22 protein-coding genes are annotated in these 22,726 nt (G+C 36.0%); 7 read left to right on the top strand and 15 right to left on the bottom strand.

Going from position 1 to position 22,726, the window contains the following annotated elements; translation table 11 throughout:
• Positions 1 to 8 precede the first annotated feature (8 nt).
• The 11 genes from A9G12_RS09005 to A9G12_RS08955 form a co-directional block, all read right to left on the bottom strand.
• Complete coding sequence (locus A9G12_RS09005; RefSeq protein WP_065565494.1) at positions 9 to 746, bottom strand: class I SAM-dependent methyltransferase; 738 nt, start codon at positions 744 to 746, stop codon at positions 9 to 11.
• Complete coding sequence (prlC, locus tag A9G12_RS09000) at positions 733 to 2,760, bottom strand: oligopeptidase A (protein ID WP_065565493.1); 2,028 nt, start codon at positions 2,758 to 2,760, stop codon at positions 733 to 735. The genes A9G12_RS09005 and prlC overlap by 14 nt, the downstream gene beginning before the upstream one ends.
• A gap of 91 nt (positions 2,761 to 2,851) precedes the next feature.
• A complete protein-coding gene (locus tag A9G12_RS08995; RefSeq protein WP_065565492.1) occupies positions 2,852 to 3,109 on the bottom strand; it encodes a BolA family protein in 258 nt (85 codons plus the stop codon).
• A 79-nt stretch (positions 3,110 to 3,188) separates the two neighbouring features.
• Entirely contained in the window at positions 3,189 to 3,461 is a 273-nt protein-coding gene (locus A9G12_RS08990) for an STAS domain-containing protein (protein ID WP_065565491.1), read from the bottom strand.
• A gap of 6 nt (positions 3,462 to 3,467) precedes the next feature.
• Positions 3,468 to 4,112, bottom strand: a complete 645-nt coding sequence (gene mlaC, locus A9G12_RS08985; protein ID WP_065565490.1) for a phospholipid-binding protein MlaC — start codon at positions 4,110 to 4,112, stop codon at positions 3,468 to 3,470.
• A 9-nt stretch (positions 4,113 to 4,121) separates the two neighbouring features.
• Positions 4,122 to 4,700 carry an outer membrane lipid asymmetry maintenance protein MlaD gene (gene mlaD, locus A9G12_RS08980; RefSeq protein ID WP_065565489.1) on the bottom strand — a complete coding sequence of 193 codons (579 nt, stop codon included), beginning with the start codon at positions 4,698 to 4,700 and terminating at the stop codon, positions 4,122 to 4,124.
• Positions 4,701 to 4,711: 11 nt separating this feature from the next.
• Complete coding sequence (gene mlaE, locus A9G12_RS08975) at positions 4,712 to 5,491, bottom strand: lipid asymmetry maintenance ABC transporter permease subunit MlaE (protein WP_141674133.1); 780 nt, start codon at positions 5,489 to 5,491, stop codon at positions 4,712 to 4,714.
• The gene (mlaF, locus tag A9G12_RS08970; RefSeq protein ID WP_065565487.1) at positions 5,491 to 6,312 is read right to left on the bottom strand and encodes a phospholipid ABC transporter ATP-binding protein MlaF; all 822 of its coding nucleotides are present in this window, start codon (positions 6,310 to 6,312) and stop codon (positions 5,491 to 5,493) included. Before mlaF ends, mlaE begins: the two co-directional genes overlap by 1 nt.
• Before the next feature lie 276 nt (positions 6,313 to 6,588).
• Positions 6,589 to 7,287 (bottom strand): methionine ABC transporter permease, encoded by a 699-nt coding sequence (locus tag A9G12_RS08965; RefSeq protein WP_065565614.1) that lies wholly within the window; start codon positions 7,285 to 7,287, stop codon positions 6,589 to 6,591.
• A gap of 1 nt (position 7,288) precedes the next feature.
• A complete protein-coding gene (locus A9G12_RS08960; protein ID WP_065565486.1) occupies positions 7,289 to 8,332 on the bottom strand; it encodes a methionine ABC transporter ATP-binding protein in 1,044 nt (347 codons plus the stop codon).
• Between the two features lie 8 nt (positions 8,333 to 8,340).
• On the bottom strand, positions 8,341 to 9,483 hold the full coding sequence (locus A9G12_RS08955) for an amidohydrolase (protein WP_065565485.1): 1,143 nt from the start codon (positions 9,481 to 9,483) through the stop codon (positions 8,341 to 8,343).
• A gap of 181 nt (positions 9,484 to 9,664) precedes the next feature.
• Here A9G12_RS08955 and A9G12_RS08950 point away from each other — a divergent pair, with 181 nt between their 5' ends.
• Entirely contained in the window at positions 9,665 to 10,510 is an 846-nt protein-coding gene (locus A9G12_RS08950; protein ID WP_065565484.1) for a MetQ/NlpA family ABC transporter substrate-binding protein, read from the top strand.
• Positions 10,511 to 10,545: 35 nt separating this feature from the next.
• Here A9G12_RS08950 and A9G12_RS08945 read toward each other — a convergent pair whose 3' ends face one another.
• Both A9G12_RS08945 and pepN read right to left on the bottom strand, forming a co-directional pair.
• Positions 10,546 to 10,878: a rhodanese-like domain-containing protein gene (locus tag A9G12_RS08945; RefSeq protein ID WP_065565483.1), complete on the bottom strand. Its 333-nt coding sequence runs from the start codon at positions 10,876 to 10,878 to the stop codon at positions 10,546 to 10,548.
• Positions 10,879 to 11,000: 122 nt separating this feature from the next.
• Positions 11,001 to 13,634, bottom strand: a complete 2,634-nt coding sequence (gene pepN / locus A9G12_RS08940) for an aminopeptidase N (protein ID WP_065565482.1) — start codon at positions 13,632 to 13,634, stop codon at positions 11,001 to 11,003.
• 285 nt (positions 13,635 to 13,919) lie between these two features.
• Here pepN and pncB point away from each other — a divergent pair, with 285 nt between their 5' ends.
• From pncB to mdtH, 6 genes are all read left to right on the top strand, one after another.
• Positions 13,920 to 15,113: a nicotinate phosphoribosyltransferase gene (pncB, locus tag A9G12_RS08935; RefSeq protein ID WP_065565481.1), complete on the top strand. Its 1,194-nt coding sequence runs from the start codon at positions 13,920 to 13,922 to the stop codon at positions 15,111 to 15,113.
• Between the two features lie 173 nt (positions 15,114 to 15,286).
• The gene (gene asnS / locus A9G12_RS08930) at positions 15,287 to 16,690 is read left to right on the top strand and encodes an asparagine--tRNA ligase (RefSeq protein WP_065565480.1); all 1,404 of its coding nucleotides are present in this window, start codon (positions 15,287 to 15,289) and stop codon (positions 16,688 to 16,690) included.
• Positions 16,691 to 16,985: 295 nt separating this feature from the next.
• Positions 16,986 to 18,116, top strand: coding sequence for a porin (locus A9G12_RS08925; protein ID WP_065565479.1), 1,131 nt, complete (start codon positions 16,986 to 16,988; stop codon positions 18,114 to 18,116).
• A gap of 288 nt (positions 18,117 to 18,404) precedes the next feature.
• Positions 18,405 to 19,550: a porin gene (locus A9G12_RS08920; RefSeq protein ID WP_065565478.1), complete on the top strand. Its 1,146-nt coding sequence runs from the start codon at positions 18,405 to 18,407 to the stop codon at positions 19,548 to 19,550.
• A 133-nt stretch (positions 19,551 to 19,683) separates the two neighbouring features.
• On the top strand, positions 19,684 to 20,142 hold the full coding sequence (locus A9G12_RS08915) for a methylglyoxal synthase (RefSeq protein WP_065565477.1): 459 nt from the start codon (positions 19,684 to 19,686) through the stop codon (positions 20,140 to 20,142).
• On the top strand, positions 20,143 to 21,354 hold the full coding sequence (gene mdtH, locus A9G12_RS08910; protein WP_065565476.1) for a multidrug efflux MFS transporter MdtH: 1,212 nt from the start codon (positions 20,143 to 20,145) through the stop codon (positions 21,352 to 21,354).
• Here mdtH and A9G12_RS08905 read toward each other — a convergent pair.
• Both A9G12_RS08905 and lpcA read right to left on the bottom strand, forming a co-directional pair.
• Positions 21,332 to 22,111, bottom strand: a complete 780-nt coding sequence (locus A9G12_RS08905; protein ID WP_065565475.1) for a class II glutamine amidotransferase — start codon at positions 22,109 to 22,111, stop codon at positions 21,332 to 21,334. The two genes, mdtH and A9G12_RS08905, sit on opposite strands and share 23 nt — an antisense overlap.
• The gene (gene lpcA / locus A9G12_RS08900; protein ID WP_065565474.1) at positions 22,104 to 22,691 is read right to left on the bottom strand and encodes a D-sedoheptulose 7-phosphate isomerase; all 588 of its coding nucleotides are present in this window, start codon (positions 22,689 to 22,691) and stop codon (positions 22,104 to 22,106) included. The genes A9G12_RS08905 and lpcA overlap by 8 nt, the downstream gene beginning before the upstream one ends.
• Positions 22,692 to 22,726: the final 35 nt, after the last annotated feature.

Below are 22,726 nucleotides of genomic sequence, written 5' to 3'. Positions count from 1 at the left end.
CAATCCTCCTATATTACTTCAATGGGAGTATAAATATCAAAACGATGATTTTTCGTCTTTATGTTGGCAATTGGCTTTTGGTCAGCTAAAAAAGGAGCATAAACTGGTCTTTTTACTACTACACGTTTTTTAGCCAGCAGTCTTGCTGGTTGCAGTAAATTATCGGCATCAATATCACTACCTACCAATTGTTGAAAAATTCGCATCTCTTTTTTAACCAGGGCACTTTTTTGTCGATGCGGAAACATGGGATCCAGATAAACTACATCCGGTTTTTCATTATATGAACTAAGTCCAGATATACTGGAATTATAAATCAAATATAAATGCTGTTGGAGCAAACTTCCTATAGTCGGATCTTGGTAGGCACGTTGTAGACCGTCTTCTAATAGAGCCGCAACCACCGGGTGCCTTTCAAACATAGTTACCTTGCACCCTAAAGATGCTAACACAAAAGCATCGCGACCAAGACCTGCCGTGGCATCAATCACTGTTGGTAAATAATCACCTTTGATTCCTACAGCTTTAGCAATAGCTTCACCACGGCCACCACCAAATTGACGGCGATGGGCCATTGCTCCAGATACAAAATTAACGTAAACCGCACCTAACTTGGGTTCATCTAGTTTTTGTAACTCAAGTTGATTTGCTTGGGATACTAAGTTAAATGGAAGATGTGCATGCGCAGTTAACCATTGCTCAGCTAATAATTTTAGCTGAGCTAAGTTAGAACTAGTGGATACCATAGTGACGAAGTAATGCCTCTAATTGTGGTTCACGTCCACGGAAGTTTTTAAATAAAGCCATAGGTTCATCACTACCGCCTTGTGACAATATATTGTCAAGGAATGAATTACCAGTTTTGGCATTAAAGATACCTTCTTCTTCAAAACGAGAAAACGCATCAGCTGATAATACTTCTGCCCATAGATAGCTGTAATAACCTGCGGCATAACCACCAGCAAAAATGTGACTAAAGGCATGCGGGAATCGTCCCCATTCAACGGTAGGCACTACGGCAACTTGTTGCCTAACTTGTTTTAAAGTTTCTAATATGTTGGCATCTTTTTGAGTATGTAATTTAAAATCAAATAGACCAAATTCTAATTGACGTAAAATAAATAGCGCAGCTTGATAGTTTTTTGCGTCTAACATTTTTTCTAACATTTCTTGCGGTAATGGTTCACCAGTTTGATAATGTCCTGAAATAAAGGCTAAGGCTTCAGGTTCCCAGCACCAATTTTCTAAAAATTGACTTGGTAATTCGACCGCATCCCATGGTACACCATTAATACCAGCAACAGATGAAACTTCAATTTCAGTTAACATGTGGTGTAATCCATGGCCAAACTCATGAAATAATGTCGTAACTTCATTATGAGTAAATAGTGCAGGTTTATCACCAATTGGGCGATTGAAATTACAAGTTAAATAAGCGACTGGTTTTTGCAAATGACCATCAGCAAAGCGCATACGCCCAATGCAGTCATCCATCCAAGCACCACCACGTTTATGTTCACGCGCATATAAATCTAAGTAAAAACTACCTTTCAATTCACCGTTAGCAGAATAAAGATCATAAAATCTAACTTCTGGATCCCAAACTTCGACGTCATTACGCTCTTTAGCTGAGATGCCAAAAATTCGCTGTACCACTTCGAATAACCCACTGATTACTCTTGATTCAGGGAAGTAAGGACGTAATTCTTCATCATTAATGGTGTACAGATATTGTTTTTGTTTTTCACTATAGTAAGCAATATCCCATGGTTTTAATTCGCTGGCACCAAAAAATTCGTAAGCATAACGTTTTAAATCGGCTAACTCTTTTTCGCCTTGCGGTTTAGCTTTAGCTGCTAAGTCAGTTAAGAACGCAATAACTTGTTGAGTCGATTGAGCCATTTTAGTGGCTAGGGATTTATCGGCATAAGTATCAAACCCTAATAAGTGGGCAAGTTCATTACGTAACGCTAAAATTTGCTTAATGATTTCAGTGTTATTCCATTTACCGGCATTAGGACCTTGATCTGAAGCTCGGGTATTATAAGCTTGATAAAGTTCAAAGCGTAAATCACGATTATCACAGTATGTCATCACTGGTAAATAACTAGGTATGTCAAGGGTAAGTAACCAACCGTCTTGATTTTTATCCTTAGCTTGCTGTTTAGCTGCTGCTAATGCACTTTCTGGCATACCGGATAATTGTTCTACATTAGTGATTAATTTTGACCAACCCATAGTTGCATCGAGTACGTTATTGCTGAATTTAGAGGATAATTCCGATAATTTTGCCACAATTTCGCCATAGCGTTTTTGTTTGTCATCTGGTAAGCCAATACCCGATAGTTCAAAATCACGCAAAGCATTATCAATGACTTTTTTCTGTGCTTTAGTGAGTTTGCTATATTCTGTACTTTGTTTAAGCTGTTTGTAAGCTTGGTATAAAGGTTTATGTTGGCCAACCCAAGTACTATATTCAGAAAGTAATGGCAAGCATGCTTCATAAGCTGCGCGTAATTCAGGGCTATTTTTCGCTGCATTAAGGTGACTAACTGGCGACCAAGCCCGACTGAATTTTTCATCCATTTCATCAATTGGTTGAATTAAATTATCCCAAGTGTACTGACTATTTTGTTGAAGAACTGTTTCAATCGTGTGGCGGCAATTGTCCAGAGTCTCTTTTATAGCCGGTAAGACATGTTCAGGCTTAATCTGCGAAAACAATGGTAATGGAGCAGAGGTTAATAATGGGTTAGTCATATTGTGGTACCTTTATGCAATGATGTTCTCTAGTTATGCGATTATAAGTGGTGGCAAAAACCATCAATTCAAGTCTGTTATAATTGAATACTTATAATCCCATTAGTTTGCGTTCACGTTGCCATTCCGTAGGTGTATAGGTTTTAATTGAAAGCGCATGAATACGATTATCATTAATAAATTCGGCTAGTGGAGCATAAATTACTTGTTGTTTCTTTACGCGACTTAAGTCAGCAAATAACTCACCAACTGCAATAACTTGAAAATGACTATCGTCATCAGTCATCACATAAACATTATCAAGGTTAAGTGAACTTTTTAATTTATTTATGATTTCTTGCTTATCCATTAGTAAAACTCTTTATTAGTATTATTTATTTTGCTTATTTTTGTAAAAATGTTTCAGGTCCAGTATGCGTTTGAGTATATTATTTAGTTAGTACTGGTTGTAAATCATACAGAGCAATTAATGTTTGTAACTGTGGATTAATCCCTGCCAGTTGCAATTGATATTTAATGCAGAAGTAAACTAGGGTAGCGAGTCCAGCAGAGTCAACCCGAGTAAGCTGTGCTACATCAATTGCTTTTGTGCTATTAAATAGCGATTTTTGTGTAGTCCAAATTTCATTTAATGAGTGAACATCAAGCTCACCCTTTAAATATAATATTTGTTGTTGATTTTCTGCTGAGATTCTGGACATTATTAACTAGCCTTTTTGCTTAGCATTGGGATCAATTTTACGATTAGCTAGGTCAGAAAGTTGCTTAGTTAAAGCGTCAATACCATCTTGTCGTAAAATTGTTGACCATTCATTTTGTTTAGTAGTGATCATACTTACGCCTTCAGCGATTAAATCGTAAGCTTTCCATTCACTAGTGACCGAATTTTTGCGCCATTGGAAATCAATACGTAGTGGTTGTTGATTTTTGTCAGGTTGAATCAATAAAATTCGAATAGAAATTAAATTCTTACCATTTAAATCAGAGGCTGGTTCTACTTGGTAAGTTTGGCCATTATACATTGAAAGCGCTTGCGCAAATGCTTGTACTAAATAATTTTCAAAAGCATTAAAATAAGCTGTTCGTTGTGCATCAGTGGCGCTTTTATAGTAATTACCTAAAATCAATGCTCCGGCATATTTTACTTGCACATAAGGTAATAAATCTGTTCTCACTATGTTTTTTAACTTATCCGGATTAGCTTTAATAGCTGACGATTGTGATTTCATGGTATTAAAAATCTTATCAGCAGCAACTTGCATTTCGTTGTATGGATTATTTTCTGCAAAAGCAGTAGCACTAAACACTAAGGTTAGCACTAAAAAAATGGTTTGCTTTAATCTAATTATCATATTAGCTCCTTACTTTTCGCTAGTATCTTGTTTTTTATCTTTATCTGATGAACCGCCCGCGCTATAAAGGAATTGACCAATTAAATCCTCTATAACCATGGCCGGCTTGGTATTATTTATGACAAAACCTTCTTGAAAATAGGCTGGTTTATCGTTGTTATTTGTTGTGGTATGAGTGATACCATTGGGGGCATCTAATGCATCAAGTTCCATTTCGGTACTTGGATCTAAACCGAAGTTAATATCAATAAATTGTTCACCTAATAATCCGGAAGTTTTTATTGACAGGGAACTACTGCTCGGGATTTTATTGTATTGAGTGTCGATTTCCATAGTAACATAAGGTTTATAAATCGCATTATCTGATGATTTTAAAGTAATATCACTGACGCGACCAATCACCACTCCTCCAATTTTAATCGGTGAACGCGCTTTTAGACCACCGATATTATCAAATACAGCATAAACACGATAGGAATTATGACTAACAAATGATGTTGGGTCGGTGACTCTAAAACACAAAAATAGTACCGAGCAGATAACTAACACCATAAATAACCCAACGGTAATTTCAACTTTACGACTCATGTTTAATGACCTCAATTACTAAACATTAATGCGGTTAAAATAAAATCTAACCCCAAAATAACTAATGATGAATAAACAACAGTATTGGTTGTTGCTCGACTAATTCCTTCTGATGTTGGCACACAATCATAACCATTAAATAGTGCAATCCAAGTACTGGCTATAGCGAAGGCAAAACTTTTTACAAAACAGTTACCTAAATCATGCCACCAATCAACATTACTTTGAATAGATGACCAAAAGAATCCGGCATCAATTCCTTTCCAATCAACACCTACTAACACACCACCTAATATACCTACAGCCACAAAAATAGCCGTTAAAAAAGGCAAACAGAAAAATCCAGCCCAAAAGCGCGGAGCAATAATGCGCCTTAAAGGATCAATAGCCATCATTTCCATACTTGATAATTGTTCGGTAGCTTTCATTAAACCAATTTCTGCCGTCAATGCCGAACCAGCACGCCCGGCAAATAGTAACCCGGCTACGACCGGACCTAATTCACGTAGTAACGCTAAAGCTACTAACATACCTAAGCTGGCTTCGGCCCCAAAGGTGGTAAGAATAAAGTAACCTTGTAGCCCCAGAACCATGCCGATAAATAGACCAGAAACAATAATGATAGAAAGTGATTGTACCCCGACGAAATAAAATTGTTTAACCAGTAATGGCAATTGTTTGCCAAATTGTGGAGTACCGATTAAGGAACCAAACAGCATCATACCAGAACGGCCTATCAAGGCAACGAGGTTAATTAGCCATTGTCCCATTTTTGCAAATAGATTCAACATTATTTGGTACCTCTGCTTAGGTCTAATTTATAATCATCAGCAGGATAATGGAAAGGAACCGGGCCGTCCGCCAGTCCTTCAAGAAATTGTTTTACTCGTAAATCATCATTGCTACGTAGTTGTTCCGATGTACCACCAGCAATAATGTGTTGTTCAGCTACAATGTATGCATAATCAGCGATACTCATCACTTCGTTTACATCGTGACTAACCACTATACAAGTTAAACCAAGAGATTGGTTAATTTCGGCAATAAGCTTAACAATTACCCCCATAGAAATAGGATCTTGCCCAGCAAAAGGCTCGTCAAACATAATTAAATCAGGATCGAGCGCGATAGCACGTGCTAAAGCTGCTCGCCTTGCCATGCCGCCAGATAATTCAGAAGGCATCATAGATGCTGCACCACGTAGCCCAACGGCTTGTAATTTCATTAATACTAAATTATGTAATACAGGTTCCGGTAAATTAAGATGTTCACGTAGAGGGTAAGCAACATTATCAAAGACGCTTAAATCAGTAAATAATGCTCCTGATTGGAATAACATACTCATGCGTTTGCGCACTTCATAGAGTCGGGAACGCGTCATGGTCGGAATATTTTCACCATCAAATAAAATTTGCCCAGATTGTGGTTTTAGTTGACCGCCAATTAAGCGTAATAACGTAGTCTTACCAATCCCTGATGGTCCCATAATAGCAGTCACTTTGCCTTTAGGAACGTTTAGGCTCATATTTTTATAAATTGGTCTTGTACCACGATAAAATGACATATCATGGATTTCTACCAAATTTTGCTGCAATGCATTTGCCACAGTCATTCTTCATACTACCCTAATTAAATTTGCGCCTATTCTACTTGATAATAATGAATAATGAAATCTATTAAAGTTATTGTCTTTATATCACTAATCCGGAAGATAAATGCAGGTAAACAATATATATTTAAACGTATAGCTGACCTGAAACATCTTGCATTAAAATAAATTAACTATGCTTTAATGGAGATCTTCTGAAGAATCATACTAAATAACCGGACATAAAGTTTGCACTTTAGTGCCCGGTTGCAATGTTTTTAATGTTGCGTAGCTAAGCGACTATTCATGTCTTGCTTTGCGTGCCAAGTAGTTCCCCATACTTTGTACAAATTGAACTGTGATAATGAGTATAATTACCGTAATTATTACTGCTGTTGTATCAAAACGTTGGTATCCATATGAAATTGCTAAATCACCAATACCCCCAGCGCCGACAGCACCGGCCATGGCAGTTGCATTGATTAGACCAATAGTTGCGGTGGTTAAAGTTAGGATTAAAGAACTGAACGCTTCCGGTAACATAAAATGCCAAATAATTTGTAGTGGGGTAGCACCCATTGATTCCGCCGCCTCAATGATGCCTTCATCCACATCTAGCAAAGAATTTTCAACTAACCGGGCAATATAAGGTGCAACATAGATTGTTAAAGGTACGATAGCTGCTGCTAACCCAATTGATTTGCCAACAAGCAGTTTAGTAAATGGAAGGATAGCGACTAATAAAATAATAAAGGGTAATGATCGCACCATATTAATAATCGGATTAAGAATACGGTATATTTTATGGCTTTCTAGTAAGCCCGAGGGCCTGGTAGTAACTAAGCAGATACCGAGAGGAATACCGAGTGAGGAACCAATTATCAGAGCAAAAAATACCATAATTAGCGTTTCATAAGACGCTTCTACAAATTGGATTGCGGTCAAATTTGTTGAAAAAGAAGATGCTAAATAATTAATAATATTATCGAATATTTCCATTTTAGTTAATCTCCCAATCATGAATTTCGGATACTTGCACGCCATTTTGGCGCAAATAATGTACCGCATCGTTGATATCAATATCGTTCCCTTGTAATTGCACAAACATGCTACCAATAACAGTTTTTTGGATTTCTGACATATGAGCAAATAAAATATTAACTACCACTTTTCGTTGTAAAATAAGAGCATTAACTACTGGCTCAGAGGCCGATAGTCCAAGGAATTCAAGTTTAAACAATTTGAAATTATGTTTAATTTCTTCGGTTTCCAGTAAATTTTCGACTACTCCTGAAGGGATTTGATCATTAATGACAGAACTAACAAAATTTTGGGTTGTTGGTTGCTGAGGGTGACCAAACACTTCAAGCACATTGCCATACTCAATAATTTTACCTTTTTCCATAACCGCAACTTTATGGCAAATTTGTTGAATAACATGCATTTCATGAGTGATTAATACCACAGTGATTTTATACTGCTCGTTAATTTTTTTGATTAAATCTAAAATTGCTTGGGTTGTTTGCGGATCAAGCGCTGAAGTAGCTTCATCACAAAGTAGAATATCTGGATTATTAGCGAGAGCTCGGGCAATGCCAATGCGTTGTTTTTGTCCTCCAGATAATTCTTTCGGATAGCTATTAGCTTTATCTTTTAACCCTACAAATTCAAGCAACTCCGCAACTCTTTGCTCAATATTATGTTTTTTTTCTTTTAGTAAAATTAATGGGATAGCGACGTTTTCAAATACCGTTTTCGATTCAAGTAAATTAAAGTGTTGAAAAATCATGCCAATCTTTCGCCTTACTTTACGTAATTCGCTATTAGATAGATCGTTAAGGATTTGATTTTGAATTGTCACTCTGCCTTGTGTCGGTTTTTCTAAAAAATTGATTAAGCGAACTAAGGTGCTTTTGCCTGCTCCGCTATAACCAATAATGCCATAAATATCGCCTTTATTAATGGTTAAATTAATGTTTTCTAGCGCTTGGGTTGTAACACCATTGCGTTCATATTGCTTGGATACATTTTCAAATCTAATCATTATGCAACCTATTTATTATTATGTTTTAAATCGATAAGTGCTTGCTTAGCCAGTTCATATAGATAATTAGCTGCTGGGGTTAACATATCCAGATTAATTTGAAATTTAGGATGGTGCACCGCATACGAACTTTGCGAACCAAGATTTATAAATGCCCCAGGTACTAGGTGCAGGTAATGAGCAAAATCTTCTCCTCCCAGACCAGATTTAGAATCAACCACTTCATAACCTGTTTGTTTTGCTACTTGCTTTGCCAATGTAACCCATTTAGCCACATTAATAACCGATGGCGGACCATCAAACCATCTAAGTTCTGCTTTGGCCCCCATACTAATAGCTACGTTTTCAACAATACTGGTTAATTGTTGTTTTACTTTAGCTCTAACTTCGGGGGTTAAAGTTCGTACTGTACCTTCCATTTCGACTTTTTCCGGGGTAACATTCCAAGTATTACCGCCTAAAAACTTAGTAATACTGACAACAACAGGATCTAAACCACTAATGGTGCGACTAGAAATAGTTTGTATAGCACTGACAATTTGGGCGCCAATAACAATAGGATCGATACCCCATTCTGGTCTGGCAGCATGTGCGCCAACGCCAGTTACCGTAATTTCTATGCGATCAACATTGGCTGAGAATGGACCAGCACATGAAGTCATTTGATTGACAGTTAGGTTAGGATTATTGTGTAACCCAAGAATTGCATCCACACCATTAAGTGCACCGATATCTATAAAATGTAAAGCGCCACTAAAATTCTCTTCTGCTGGTTGAAACAGTAAGCGCACTGTGCCTTGTAAATTCTTTTCTTGAGCTTTAAGGTGATAGGCGGCCCCCATCAAAACTGATGCATGTAAATCATGACCACAAGCGTGCATAACCTCACTATTTTGGGATCGATAATCTAATTCGGTTTGTTCCTCAATAGGTAAAGCGTCAATGTCGGCACGCAATGCTAGTATTGGTGATCCAGAACCGATTTCAGCAATAACTCCAGTTTTTGCTCCTAGTTCTAATATGCGGATATTAGCTTGTTGTAAATAAGAACGTAATCTTTTGGTAGTTTCAAATTCTTGATTTGAAAGTTCAGGATGTCGATGTAATTCCTTAAAAAGTTTATGGATTGTGTTTGCAACAGAATTAGTCATAGTCGTTCCTACGCTGAATCATTAATCATGATTTAAACGGTAGCACATGTTAATTTGTTGCTCTAATAATCGTTTTTTATATCTTATTCCTTTTAGTTATAAGTTAGAATAACATGGAATAAATGAAGTGTTTTTTCTGTGCTAGAGTAGCTAATATTACAAGTTTATAAGGATTATCAACATGAGAAACTACTTTAGCAAATCGAATTTATTTAAATATATTGCCATAATACTATTAACCAGTTCTGCATTAGTTATAACTGCTTGTGATAACTCAGCAAAGTCAGACAATAATCAAACTAAAAAAGAAATTAGTATGGGAGTTTCACCGGGACCATATAATGACCTTTTTAAAGATGCGGTCAAACCGATTTTAGAATCCGAAGGTTATAAGGTGAAGTTAGTTAATTTTCCGCATTTACTTGAGTCTGATGTAGCATTAAGTGAAGGCAGTATTGATTTGACGGTGGCGCAACACACCGCTTATATGGATGTATTTAATCAGCAGCGCAAAGCTAATTTAAAACCAGTTGTGCATGTTCCCTCAGTGCCTGCGGCAATTTTTTCTAATAAGTATACTTCTTTAAAACAAGTAGTTAGTGGCGCAAAAGTGGCTATTCCGCAAGATGCTTCCAACGCTGCACGAGCCTATAATTTATTAGAAAAAGCGGGCTGGATTAAATTAAAAGCTAATACCAATCCCATTATTGTGAATAAAAATGATATAGCACAAAATTTTGCAGGCATTGAAATTATTGAAATGGATTCGGCTAACATTCCGCGAGTACTTAATGATTTAGACTTTGCCGTGATACCAGGGAGTATTGTTTACTCTGCCAATATTGACTCCAACAAAGCACTATTGTCGGAAACGATTATTCCTGATTTAGAAATTATGGTAGTGGTTAATGGTGGTAATGAAAATAGTCAATGGGCACAAGATGTTAAGCGTATTTACCAATCTCAGCAATTTAAAGATTATATGCAAGCACATAACCAAAATGGTTATTGGGTGATGCCACAATAATAAGGGTAAATTAGGCCTGTTTAACGACAGGCTGTTTAATATCTTGGCATTTGCTTATCTACAGTTAAAGCCCAAGCATCAATACCACCAGTGAGGTTATAAATATCATCAGCTTCAAAGCCATTTTCAACTAAATAATTGGCAACATTAAGGCTGCGATTACCATGATGGCAATAAATTACAATAGTTACGTCGTCAGGAATTTGATCTAAATACAGTGGGATCAGCTTCATCGGAATGTGAGTAGCACCTACAATGGTACAAATTGCTACTTCATTCTCTTCGCGTACATCTAATAAAAAAAGCTGTTCATGCAGATGTAATTTTTGCGCTAACTCTGTTGGTGTTATTTCTTTAATTGTTGTCATAATAAAGACTCATTAAAATAGTTGTAAAGATGTTTCAGGTCCACTATACGTTTGCGTATTAATCACGAACATTAACTTCATTAATCTCATCCTATTGTTAACATAGGATGAGATTTATTTGATTATGCGGCTAGTGCTTTACTAATTTTTTCATAGAGATCTTTTGATAAGTGTTCTATTTTTAATAAAGACTCTAAAGCATGGCGTATTTGTTGCTGACGTTTTTCACCATAGCGTTTTAAACGAATAAGTGGTTCGATTAATCGTGCGGCAACTTGTGGATTTTTCTGGTTTAGCTCAGTAAGAATTTCAACTAAAAATTGATAACCACTGCCATCCTCAGCGTGGAAAGCTACCGGATTATTATTGACGAAAGCGCCAATAAGTGATCGGATTCGGTTTGGATTACTAAGCGTAAATGAGCGATGTGTTAACAACTTTTTCACGGTTGTTAGCACTTGTTTATCCGGGCTAGTGGCATTTAAAGTTAACCATTTATCCATAACCAGTCCATCTTGATACCATTTATTATCAAAATCAGCCAATAGTTCAGCGCGACAATTAAGCTCAGCTTTGACCGCGGTGGTTAAAGCGGATAAACAATCAGTCATATTGTTAGCATGGTAATATTGTTGGCTAACTAACGTACTGGCTTGAGTTTTATTGTCAGCATATGCGAGTAAGGCTAAACAACAATTTTTTAATGAACGTTTAGCAATATCGACATGATTAATATGATATTCATGGGTTTTATTATGCTGATAAACCGCATTAAGTTCGTCATAAAGTTCATTAGCAAAACGGGTTGATAAATAATGACGGACTTGGTAAATCGCAATTGGATCAACTTCTACAAATAAATTAGCTAACTCATTTTCAGATGGCAGTGTCAAAATTTGCGCTATCAATGCCGGATTAACTGTTTCTGAAAGTAATACAGATCTGAATGCATCTATTACCGATTCCGGTAAGATTTGTTGGATATTCTGTTGATAATTTTTGACATTTAAGCGAACGTATTTTGCCAATAACATCTGCGCAGCATCATAGCGGCTAAAGGCATTGCTGGCATGTTGCATAAGGAAAATCAAATCATTATCTTGGTAATCATAGTTTAATTTAACTGGTGCAGAAAAGTCACGTAACAACGAAATAATCGGTTGTTCTGGCACGTTGTTAAATATAAATTGCTGTTTAGTTTGCGTTAAATTTAGAACATGATGAACCGTTTTACCTTGATATTGTAATGGAATAACTTCACCATTGTGTTGATATAATTCAATATCAAGTGGAATATGTAGTGCTTGTTTTTGCTTTTGATCTTGGGTTGCTGGCGTATATTGTTCAACTGTTAAGGTATATTGTTTAGTTTGAGCATCATAACTATCAGTCACGGTTAATTCTGGTGTACCTGACTGGCTATACCATAATTTAAATTGGGTTAGGTCAATGCCTGAGGCATCTTGCATCGCCGCAACAAAATCATCACAAGTGGCAGCGCTGCCATCATGGCGTTTGATATAGAGCTTCATTCCTTCTTGGAATTTATCTTCACCTAACAGGGTATGTAGCATGCGAATCACTTCCGCTCCTTTTTCGTACACGGTTACGGTATAGAAATTATTCATCTCGATGACTTGCTCAGGGCGAATTGGATGAGACATTGGGCTGGCATCTTCAGCAAATTGCACGGTACGCATTAATTTGACATCATTAATGCGTTTTACGGCTCTTAATCCGCTATCAGAAGTAAATTCTTGATCACGAAATACGGTTAAACCTTCTTTTAAACTGAGTTGGAACCAGTCACGACAAGTCACCCGATCGCCAGTCCAATTATGAAAATATTCATGACCAATAACTGATTCAATACCTAAATAATCGTCGTCAGTTGCGGTTTCAGGTTTAGCAAGTACATATTTGGAGTTAAAGATATTAAGGCCTTTATTCTCCATTGCTCCCATATTAAAGAAATCAACCGCCACAATCATAAAAATATCTAAATCATATTCTAGATCAAAACGGGTTTCATCCCAGCGCATAGCATTTTTTAAGCTGGTCATAGCCCAATGAGAACGATCTAAATTACCTTTGTCGACATAGATTTCTAAATCTACTTTACGTTTTGATTTGGTGATGAAATGATCTGTCAAAATATCAAAATCACCAGCCACTAAGGCAAATAGGTAACATGGTTTTGGAAACGGATCTTGCCATTGCACCCAATGACGACCATCAGCAAGTTCGCCTTGAGCAATACGGTTACCATTAGAAAGTAGGTAAGGGTAGTTCTGTTTATTAGCGGTAATCCGTGTTGAGAATCTGGCTAACACATCGGGTCGATCCAAATAATAGGTAATATGACGAAAGCCTTCCGCTTCACATTGGGTGCATAGTGCTTCGCCAGAGACATATAAACCTTCAAGCGCAGTATTATCAATTGGTTTGATTTCGTTAACGATAGTTAAGGTAAATTCAGCAGGAACATTACGGATAATTAAGCCAGTATCCGTAATTTGGTAATCATGCCAAGGTTGTTCATCTATATTGATGGAAATTAATTTAAGATCTTCGCCATCTAAAATTAACTCATTGGCGCTATTATTTTTTTGCACAAGACGGCTACGAGCGGTAACCGTAGTAACTTCGGGGGCTAAATCAAAATCGAGATCGATATCAGTAATGGTAAAATCGGGGGCCTTATAATCAAGGCGATATTTGGCAATCGGTTTAGTTTCAGTGGTATTTGTACTCATTGTCTACGTGCCTTTAATGTTATTGCTTAATTAACGAATTAGATCATTATAATAAATTAATATGCTAAAAAGGCGATAATTATTCTCATTACAATCTAATTAGAGGAAAGATCTTATTAACATTATTAATATGTATATGGGTTAAATTATTTAAATAACTTAGATAACTTAGATAAGTTATTATAACTGATTAAAAATAATCTTATTATATTAATTAATCTATATCTTCATTATTATTCTGCTATAATCACCAGTATTTTTTAAAGTACTGATAATTAATTCACTATGTTACCAGCTATCATCACATCAATATTAGATACTGATGCTTATAAGTTGCATATGCAGCAAGCCGTTTTTCATCATTATCCCGACACTACTGTTGTTGCCGAATTTCGTTGTCGTAGTGATGATTTATTTGGTCAATATGTTGCAGAAATTAAGCATCAAGTCAAATTAATGGAATCATTAGCTTTATCTGATGATGAGTTTAATTATTTATCACAAATATCTTTTTTTAAATCAGATTATTTAATTTGGTTAAAAAAATGGCGCTTTAATAGTGAGTTACTTACCATTGAAAATCAAAATGGATTACTGGTTATTCGTATAGCTGGGCGTTGGTTAGATGTGATTTTATGGGAAGTACCATTATTGGCGGTGATTAGTGAAATTGTGCATAAAGATCGCTCGCCTAATATTGGTGTACCTGAGGCTTTAGCACACCTTAAAGATAAATTAGTAGCATTTGATCAAAACACAGCTGATTTGGATATGTCTGGTTTTAATCTGATGGATTTTGGTACTCGTCGCCGTTATTCATTCGCAGTGCAAGAAACTGTCGTAAGCTATTTGCAAGCCAATTTTAAAAATTTCCATAGTACCAGTAATTATTTGCTAGCCTATCGTTTAGGGTTGAAACCTGTTGGTACCCAAGCGCATGAATGGTTCCAAGCTCACCAGCGTTTAAGTTCAAGTTTAGAAGATTGCCAAAAAAATGCATTGCAAGTATGGTTAGATGAATACCCACACGATTTAGATGTTGCTTTAACTGATTGTATTACTATGGATGCATTTTTGCGTGATTTTAATGTATATTTTGCTACTCATTACCAAGGTCTTCGCCATGACTCAGGTGATCCTATCAAATGGGGTGAAAAAGCAATTAGTCATTATCAGAAGTTAGGTATTGATCCTAAAACCAAATTATTGGTATTTTCTGATAGTTTAAATTTTGATAAAGCTATTAAAATTTATAGACACTTTAATCATCGTGTACAATTATCATTTGGTATTGGTGGCTTTTTAGCTTGTGATATTCCGTCAGTAACTGTTAATACTAAAGCGCTAAATATTGTGCTTAAATTGACGGAGTGTAATCACCAACCAGTGGCTAAGTTATCAGATAGTCCGGGTAAAACCATATCTCAAGATTTGGCGTTCATTGATGAGTTAAAACGAACATTTAGTGTTGAGCATTAATCACAAGTTTAACTTTGGTATTAATGTGGCAATTAAAAATCAGTAAACAAGGTTACCTTATAGTTGTTTCCTTTCTAACTCATTTCTATTGCAAACCGAAATGACAGTTAGAATAGATCTGTATTACTATTACTTATATAATTAAATTAATAACGTAGAGATGGATAATTAAAATGAATTCAGTTGCACCTATTGTTGATGTGTTACAAGGAAAAATTGCTGTTGGTAGCACAATTTCAGTTCAAGGTTGGGTAAGAACTCGCCGGGATTCTAAAGCCGGCATTTCTTTTTTGGCTGTATATGATGGTTCTTGCTTTGATCCTATCCAAGCGGTAATTGAAAAATCTTTACCAAATTATGAACAAGATGTATTACGGTTAACTGCGGGTTGTTCGGTCAAGGTTACAGGTACAGTGGTAGAATCACCGGGGCAAGGACAAAAATATGAATTACAAGCGGCTTCTATAGAAGTTTTTGGCTTTGTTGAAGATCCTGATACTTACCCAATGGCAGCAAAACGCCATTCCATTGAATATTTGCGTGAAGTAGCTCATTTGCGCGCACGTACTAATATTGTTGGTGCAATAACGCGAGTACGGCATACGCTTGCTCAAGCAATTCATCAATTTTTTGATGAACGAGGCTTCTTTTGGTTGTCTACGCCGCTTATTACTGCATCGGATACCGAAGGTGCGGGTGAAATGTTTCGGGTCTCGACCCTCGATCTGTTAAATCTACCTAAAACAGATAAAGGTAACATAGATTTTGATAAAGATTTTTTTGGTAAAGAAGCATTTTTAACGGTTTCTGGTCAATTAAATGCTGAAACTTATGCTTGTGCTTTATCAAAAGTATATACTTTTGGCCCAACATTTAGAGCGGAAAATTCCAATACTACTCGCCATTTAGCCGAGTTTTGGATGATGGAACCTGAAGTTGCCTTTGCAGATCTTAATGATAATGCCAAATTAGCTGAAGACATGTTGAAGTATGTGTTTAAAGCAGTGCTTGACAAACGTGCAGATGATATGCAGTTTTTTGCGCAGCATGTAGATAAAGATGCAATTAATCGTCTTGAAAATTTTATCCAAGCTGATTTTGCGCAAGTGGATTACACTGATGCTATTACTATTTTGCAAAACTGTGATGCCAAATTTGAAAATCCTGTAAGTTGGGGAATTGATTTAGCTTCTGAGCATGAGCGTTATTTAGCTGAACAACATTTTAAAGCGCCAGTGGTTGTCAAAAACTATCCTAAAGATATTAAAGCATTTTATATGCGTATGAATGATGATGGTAAGACAGTGGCTGCTATGGATGTGTTGGCTCCAGGAATTGGCGAAATTATTGGCGGTTCCCAGCGTGAAGAACGTTTAGATATGTTAGATAAACGCATGGATGAAATGGGGCTTAAAAAAGAAGATTACTGGTGGTATCGTGATTTACGCCGTTATGGCACTGTGCCACATTCAGGCTTCGGTTTAGGTTTTGAACGTTTAATTGTGTATGTTACTGGTGTTCAGAATGTGCGCGATGTCATTCCGTTCCCAAGAACGCCACGAAATGCTTCTTTTTAAGTCTAAAAAAATTAGAAATCGACCTCTTGGTTGGTTTCTAATAACTTGCTAATTCTGTTAAATATTCTAAAAATCGCTCAAAAAACAAGCAAACAGACCTTATTTTATAATTAGACATCATATTTAAGTAAAAGTTCTCTTGATTTTAAAAAATTTTTCTACATAATTTACACTACTGTAAAAAGTATATAAAAAAATAATACAAAAATATTATTTTTGGATGAGTTATAAATGTAAAAAATTGACGCTAATTTATAATTAGTGTCTTTTAAAACAATAACCATGAGGGTAAAAAATGAAACGTAATCTATTAGCAATCGCTATTCCTGCACTTTTAGTTGCAGCTGGCGCAAATGCATCTATCGAAGTATGGAACAAAGATGGTAATAAGGTTGACTTTTACGGTCGAGTAAAAGCTGTTAACCATGTTACTGATCGTGGACAAAAAAACGAAGGTGATGACTCATCTGCTCGTTTAGGTATGTCAGGTCAAACTCAAATTACTGATGGCATCACTGGTTATGGCCGTTGGGAATATGAAACTAAAACAGGTGAAGATGCAGATAACGAAACTCGTTATGCATTCGCTGGTTTAAACTTTGGTGACTATGGTTCATTCGACTACGGTCGTAATGACGGTGTGTTAAAAGCAATTACAGCTTATACTGATGTGTTACCTGAATTTGGTGGTGATGCTGCTAATAATGACTGGCATGTATTATCTGCACGTACTAAAGCAGTTGCGACTTATCGTAACAGTAATTTCTTCGGTTTAACTGATGATTTAAGTTTTGCATTACAATATGCAGATAATGGTGACAACTCTAATTCTGTGGATCGTTTCAGAAAGGACTCAAGAGAAGCTTGGGGTGCTAATATTGAATGGCGTATTTTTGATACAGGCTTGACTGCTGGCACTGGTTACGCACAATCAAGTTCAAGTGATCACCGACACAATACATGGACAGCTGGTATTAAATATGATAACTACAATCTATATTTAGCTGCTAACTATTTCCAAAGTAAATTAAAAAATGGTACTCATTTAACATGGACAGATGGTTATACTGCAGATACTGATGCTAAGGTTAAAGGTTTCGAATTAGTAGCTCAATATGGTATTGATTTAGATGTAGGTCGTTTAACTCCATCTTTAGCTTATGTTCAACATAAATTAAAAACAGATTCTTACCATCACTATGGTTACTTATATTCTGGTGATAATTCACCAATGGTTAAATATGTTTCGCTTGGTGCTACTTATGATCTAAATAAGAACTTCAGTACTTTTGTAGAATATAAATTTAATCTACTTGATCGAGATGATGTTGGCGCCGCGATGAATACTAAAGTTCAACGTGATCGTCATGAAAATAAACCAGGTACAAAAGATGTGTTAGGTATTGGTATGATTTACCAGTTCTAATAACTTAATATCTGATTTAAAAAGGCACTTTGGTGCCTTTTTCTTTTTTTACACTTCACTTCTAATAAAATCACATTTTATGTTTAAAAAAATTAAATTGAACGCCTTAGAATAATTACACACAAAAGGTGTGATATCGATGATTTACTTTATTAGTAATAAAAACTGTGAATTTAATAACCAATCAAGATAATAATGTAATTGCTAAATATAAGCAGTTATTTATTAGCACAAGAGCAAAGTAATTTGTATCTTTTTTTAAATATAAAATACCTGTGAGGGTAAAAAATGAAACGTAATCTATTAGCAATCGCTATCCCTGCACTATTAATTGCAGGTACTGCCAGCGCTTCTATTGAAGTGTGGAATAAAGATGGTAATAAAGTTGACTTCTATGGTCGAGTTTATGCTTTAAACTATATTACTGATCGTGATAACCAAACTGGTGAGGGTGACAATACTACTGCTCGTTTGGGTATGTCAGGTCAAACACAAGTTGCTGAAGGCGTAACCGGTTATGGCCGTTGGGAATATGAAACTAATACTGGTGAAGATGCAGATAACGAAACTCGTTATGCTTTTGCTGGTTTAAATTTTGGTGATTTTGGCGCGTTTGATTATGGCCGTAATGATGGGGTGTTAAAAACTCTAACTTCGTATACTGACGTATTACCAGAATTTGGTGGTGATGCTTCTAATAATAATTTGTATGCTTTATCAGCTCGTACTAAAGCTGTTGCCACTTATCGTAATTCAGACTTCTTCGGTTTAGTTGATGGTTTACGCTTTGCTGTACAATATGCAGATAATGGTGACAATAGTTCTACCAAGCATTTCAACAAACATGAACGTGATGATGGTCATGATAGTGCCGAAGCTTGGGGTACTGTAGTTGATTGGGATGTATTAGATACTGGTATATCTATTGGTGCTGGTTATGCACAAACTGGTGGTCATAAAGATGCTAAAGCATGGTCAGCAGGTATTAAATACGACAATGACAATCTTTATTTAGCGGCCTTATATATCCAAGGTAAACAAAAATATGGTTGGGATAATGCCACAATTAACAGAAATGCAGATGATTTAAAAACTAAAGGTTTTGAATTGGTTGCTCAATATGGCATTGACTTTGAAATTGGTCGTTTAACTCCATCTGTTGCTTATATTCAACACAAAGTTCAAGATGCTTCAAAATTATCAAGAAGCGGAGATGAAGAGCTTAAAGGTAATGATTTAGTTAAATATGTGGATGTTGGTTTAACTTATGACTTTAACAAAAATCTACAAGCCATCATTGATTATAAAATTAACTTGTTAGATAAAGATGATATCGGTGCTCGTCGTGGTTTATATGATGATAGTTTTAATAAATCTCAAATTAAAGCTACTACTAAAGACACAGTGGCACTTGGTTTAATTTATCAATTCTAGTCAAGTCTATTGTTGTATCTTTTTAAGGCACTTCGGTGCCTTTTTTATTTTTTAAATTAGGGTTAAATATTGCTTGCTCTTTTATTGATACTCTGTTAAAAACGGCAGATAACTATAAAATAGGAAGACAATAATGCTTTATACTACCCGCAAAATACCAGCCAAGAAAAATATTGCTTTAGTCGCACATGATCATTTAAAAGACAACTTATTAAGTTGGTGTGAAAAAAATCGCCAAGAACTTTCCCATCATAATTTATGTGGTACCGGAACGACTGGAACATTAATTAAACAACAAACCGGACTCAATATCACCCCAATGCTGAGTGGTCCAATGGGAGGCGATCAACAAATTGGCGCATTAATAGCAGAAGGTAAAATTGATATCCTAATTTTCTTTTGGGATCCACTTAATGCGGTGCCACACGATCCAGATGTAAAGGCATTGCTACGTTTAGCTACAGTTTGGAATATTCCGACTGCTACCAATCAAGCCACTGCCAATGCATTGATTCAGTCTTCGATTTTTACCAATGAAGTGGAAATTGCTATCCCTGATTATCAAGGTTATTTAGCGGAAAGAACAAAATAAATGCCGATACCATCACAGATTCGTAAAACGGGAAAACAAATACTATTATTAGATAATTTATTTATTGTCTTAGGATTCTATGTTGTTTTTCCATTAGTTTCGACTCACTTTGTTAGTCAAGTGGGATGGAGTGCGTTATTTGTTGGTTTTGCTTTAGGTTTTCGGCAATTTGTTCAGCAAGGTTTTGGAATTATAGGTGGAGCTATTGCTGACCGTTTTGGTGCTAAGCCAATGATTGTTTGGGGCATGTTTTTACGTTGTGTTGGCTTTGTATCAATGGCAATTGCCAGTGAACCATGGTTGTTACTGCTTTCTTGTTTACTTTCGGCACTTGGTGGATTGTTGTTTGATCCACCACGAATGGGTTTGACGATTAAATTTACCCGTCCTCACGAACGCGGTAAATTTATTTCGCTGTTAATGATTCAAGATAATGCAGGGGCTGTCATTGGGGCTCTTATCGGTGGCATTCTTATTGATTATGATTTCCAATTGGTTTGTTGGTGTGGCGCTACTATTTTCTTTTTATGTGGTTTGTTTAATATATTCTTTTTGCCGGCTTATCATATTGCTATTGGTAAAGCACCTATAATCAATGGTATGAAAATGGTGTTACAGGATAAAAAATTTACGCGTTATGTATTAACTCTAACTGGTTATTATGTGCTTTGGGTGCAAATTATGTTGATGCTACCGTTAACCATTACCAATGTAACCGGTAGTCCAAGTTATGTAAAGTGGATGTATGCTATTCAAGCTGGTATCTCATTGCTATTACTTTATCCGTTAGCACGTTTAAGTGAAAAGTATTTTAGATTAGATCAACGACTGAAATTTGGCTTATTTTTGATGTCATTTGGCTTTATTATCATCGGATTTACCAACGAGCTATCAATGTTATTATCATTAATTGCATTGTTTTATTTAGGTGCAATTATCGCTGAACCAGCACGAGAAACACTCTCTACTGTCCTGACCAATCCTAGAGCAAAAGGTAGTTATATGGGGTTTAGTCGATTAGGGCTTGCACTAGGTGGTTTTATTGGCTATACAGGTGCAGGTTGGTTGTATGATATAGCTATGCGAATAAACTTCCCACATCTGCCTTGGATTGTACTTACTGCAATTGGTTTATTGACACTTGGCTATTTACAATATCTATTTAAAGATGAACCACCAATGGTACGAGTTAAAACCAGGAAGATTGGATAACTTCACCATTTTTAAATAGAATAGCCTCACCCTTTTGCAGTTTATGCCAAACTTCGTTTGAAGTAAGTGGTAGTGTCGAAATAATAGTAACTACATCATCTGGGGTAGTATGCTTTTGGAAATCAATTTCTACATCTTCATCAATTAATTTAGCTTTACCAAATGGTGCTTTTCTGGTTATCCAATGTAAATTAGTTGTGCAATATGCAAAAACATATTGACCATCAGAAAGCAACATATTAAATACGCCAAGCTTACTTAATTCATTCGCACATTGTTTTATAAAATTAAATAATTGTAGATCATCATCGGGTTTATTCGGATATTTTTGGTGTAATTGATTAATTAGGTAGCAAAAAGCATATTCGCTATCAGTTGCTCCAACCGGCTGAAATAATCCAGTTGGTAATTGTTCATAATCAGTTAATTGTCCATTATGGGCAAAAGTCCAGTTTTTGCCCCATAACTCGCGAGTAAATGGATGGGTATTTTCAAGTGCCACTCCACCACGGTTAGCTTGTCGAATATGTGCTACAACAGCCTTAGATTTAATTGGATATTCCTGAACCATTTTAGCAATAGGCGAATAGCTACAAGGTTGCGGATCTTTAAATGTTCGGCAACCTTTACCTTCATAAAAAGTAATACCCCAACCATCTTTGTGAGGGCCTTTGTCTCCACCACGTTTAATTAGGCTAGTAAAACTAAAACAGATATCGGTTGGTACATTAGCACTCATACCCAATAATTCACACATTTACGTTTGCCATCTCTTTTTCAATTAACATTATTAAAATATGGATAACTTTGATATGGATTTCTTGTACACGATCAGCATAGCCGAAATGAGGTACGCGAATATCAATATCAGCAAGCCCATTCATTTTGCCACCATCTTTACCCGTAAGAGTGATTATTTTCATACCTTTTTGTTTAGCCGCATGAATTGCTTTTAATACATTTGCTGAATTTCCTGATGTAGAGATACCTAGTAGAACATCACCTTTTTGACCTACTCCTTCTATATAACGAGAAAAAATTGAGTCAAAACCATAATCATTACCAACACATGAAATGTGGCTAACATCAGATATAGCAATAGCAGGATAAGCCGGGCGATCATTACGATACCGACCAGTTAATTCTTCCGCAAAATGCATGGCGTCACAATGAGAACCACCATTACCACAAGAAAGAACTTTGCCTCCTTGCTTAAATGAATCAGCAATTAATATTGCGGCCTGTTGAACTCGCTTTAGATTTTCATCATTTGAAACGAAATTAGCTAGCACTTCAATTGCTTGGTTCAATTCATTACGGATATTGTCTATATACATTTGTGTTACTCCATCATATAAAATATTTATTTCTC

The sequence above is a fragment of the Gilliamella sp. wkB112 genome, from assembly GCF_001690685.1.
GTDB lineage: Bacteria > Pseudomonadota > Gammaproteobacteria > Enterobacterales > Orbaceae > Gilliamella > Gilliamella apicola_J.
This window is presented reverse-complemented; position numbering and strand designations above follow the sequence as displayed.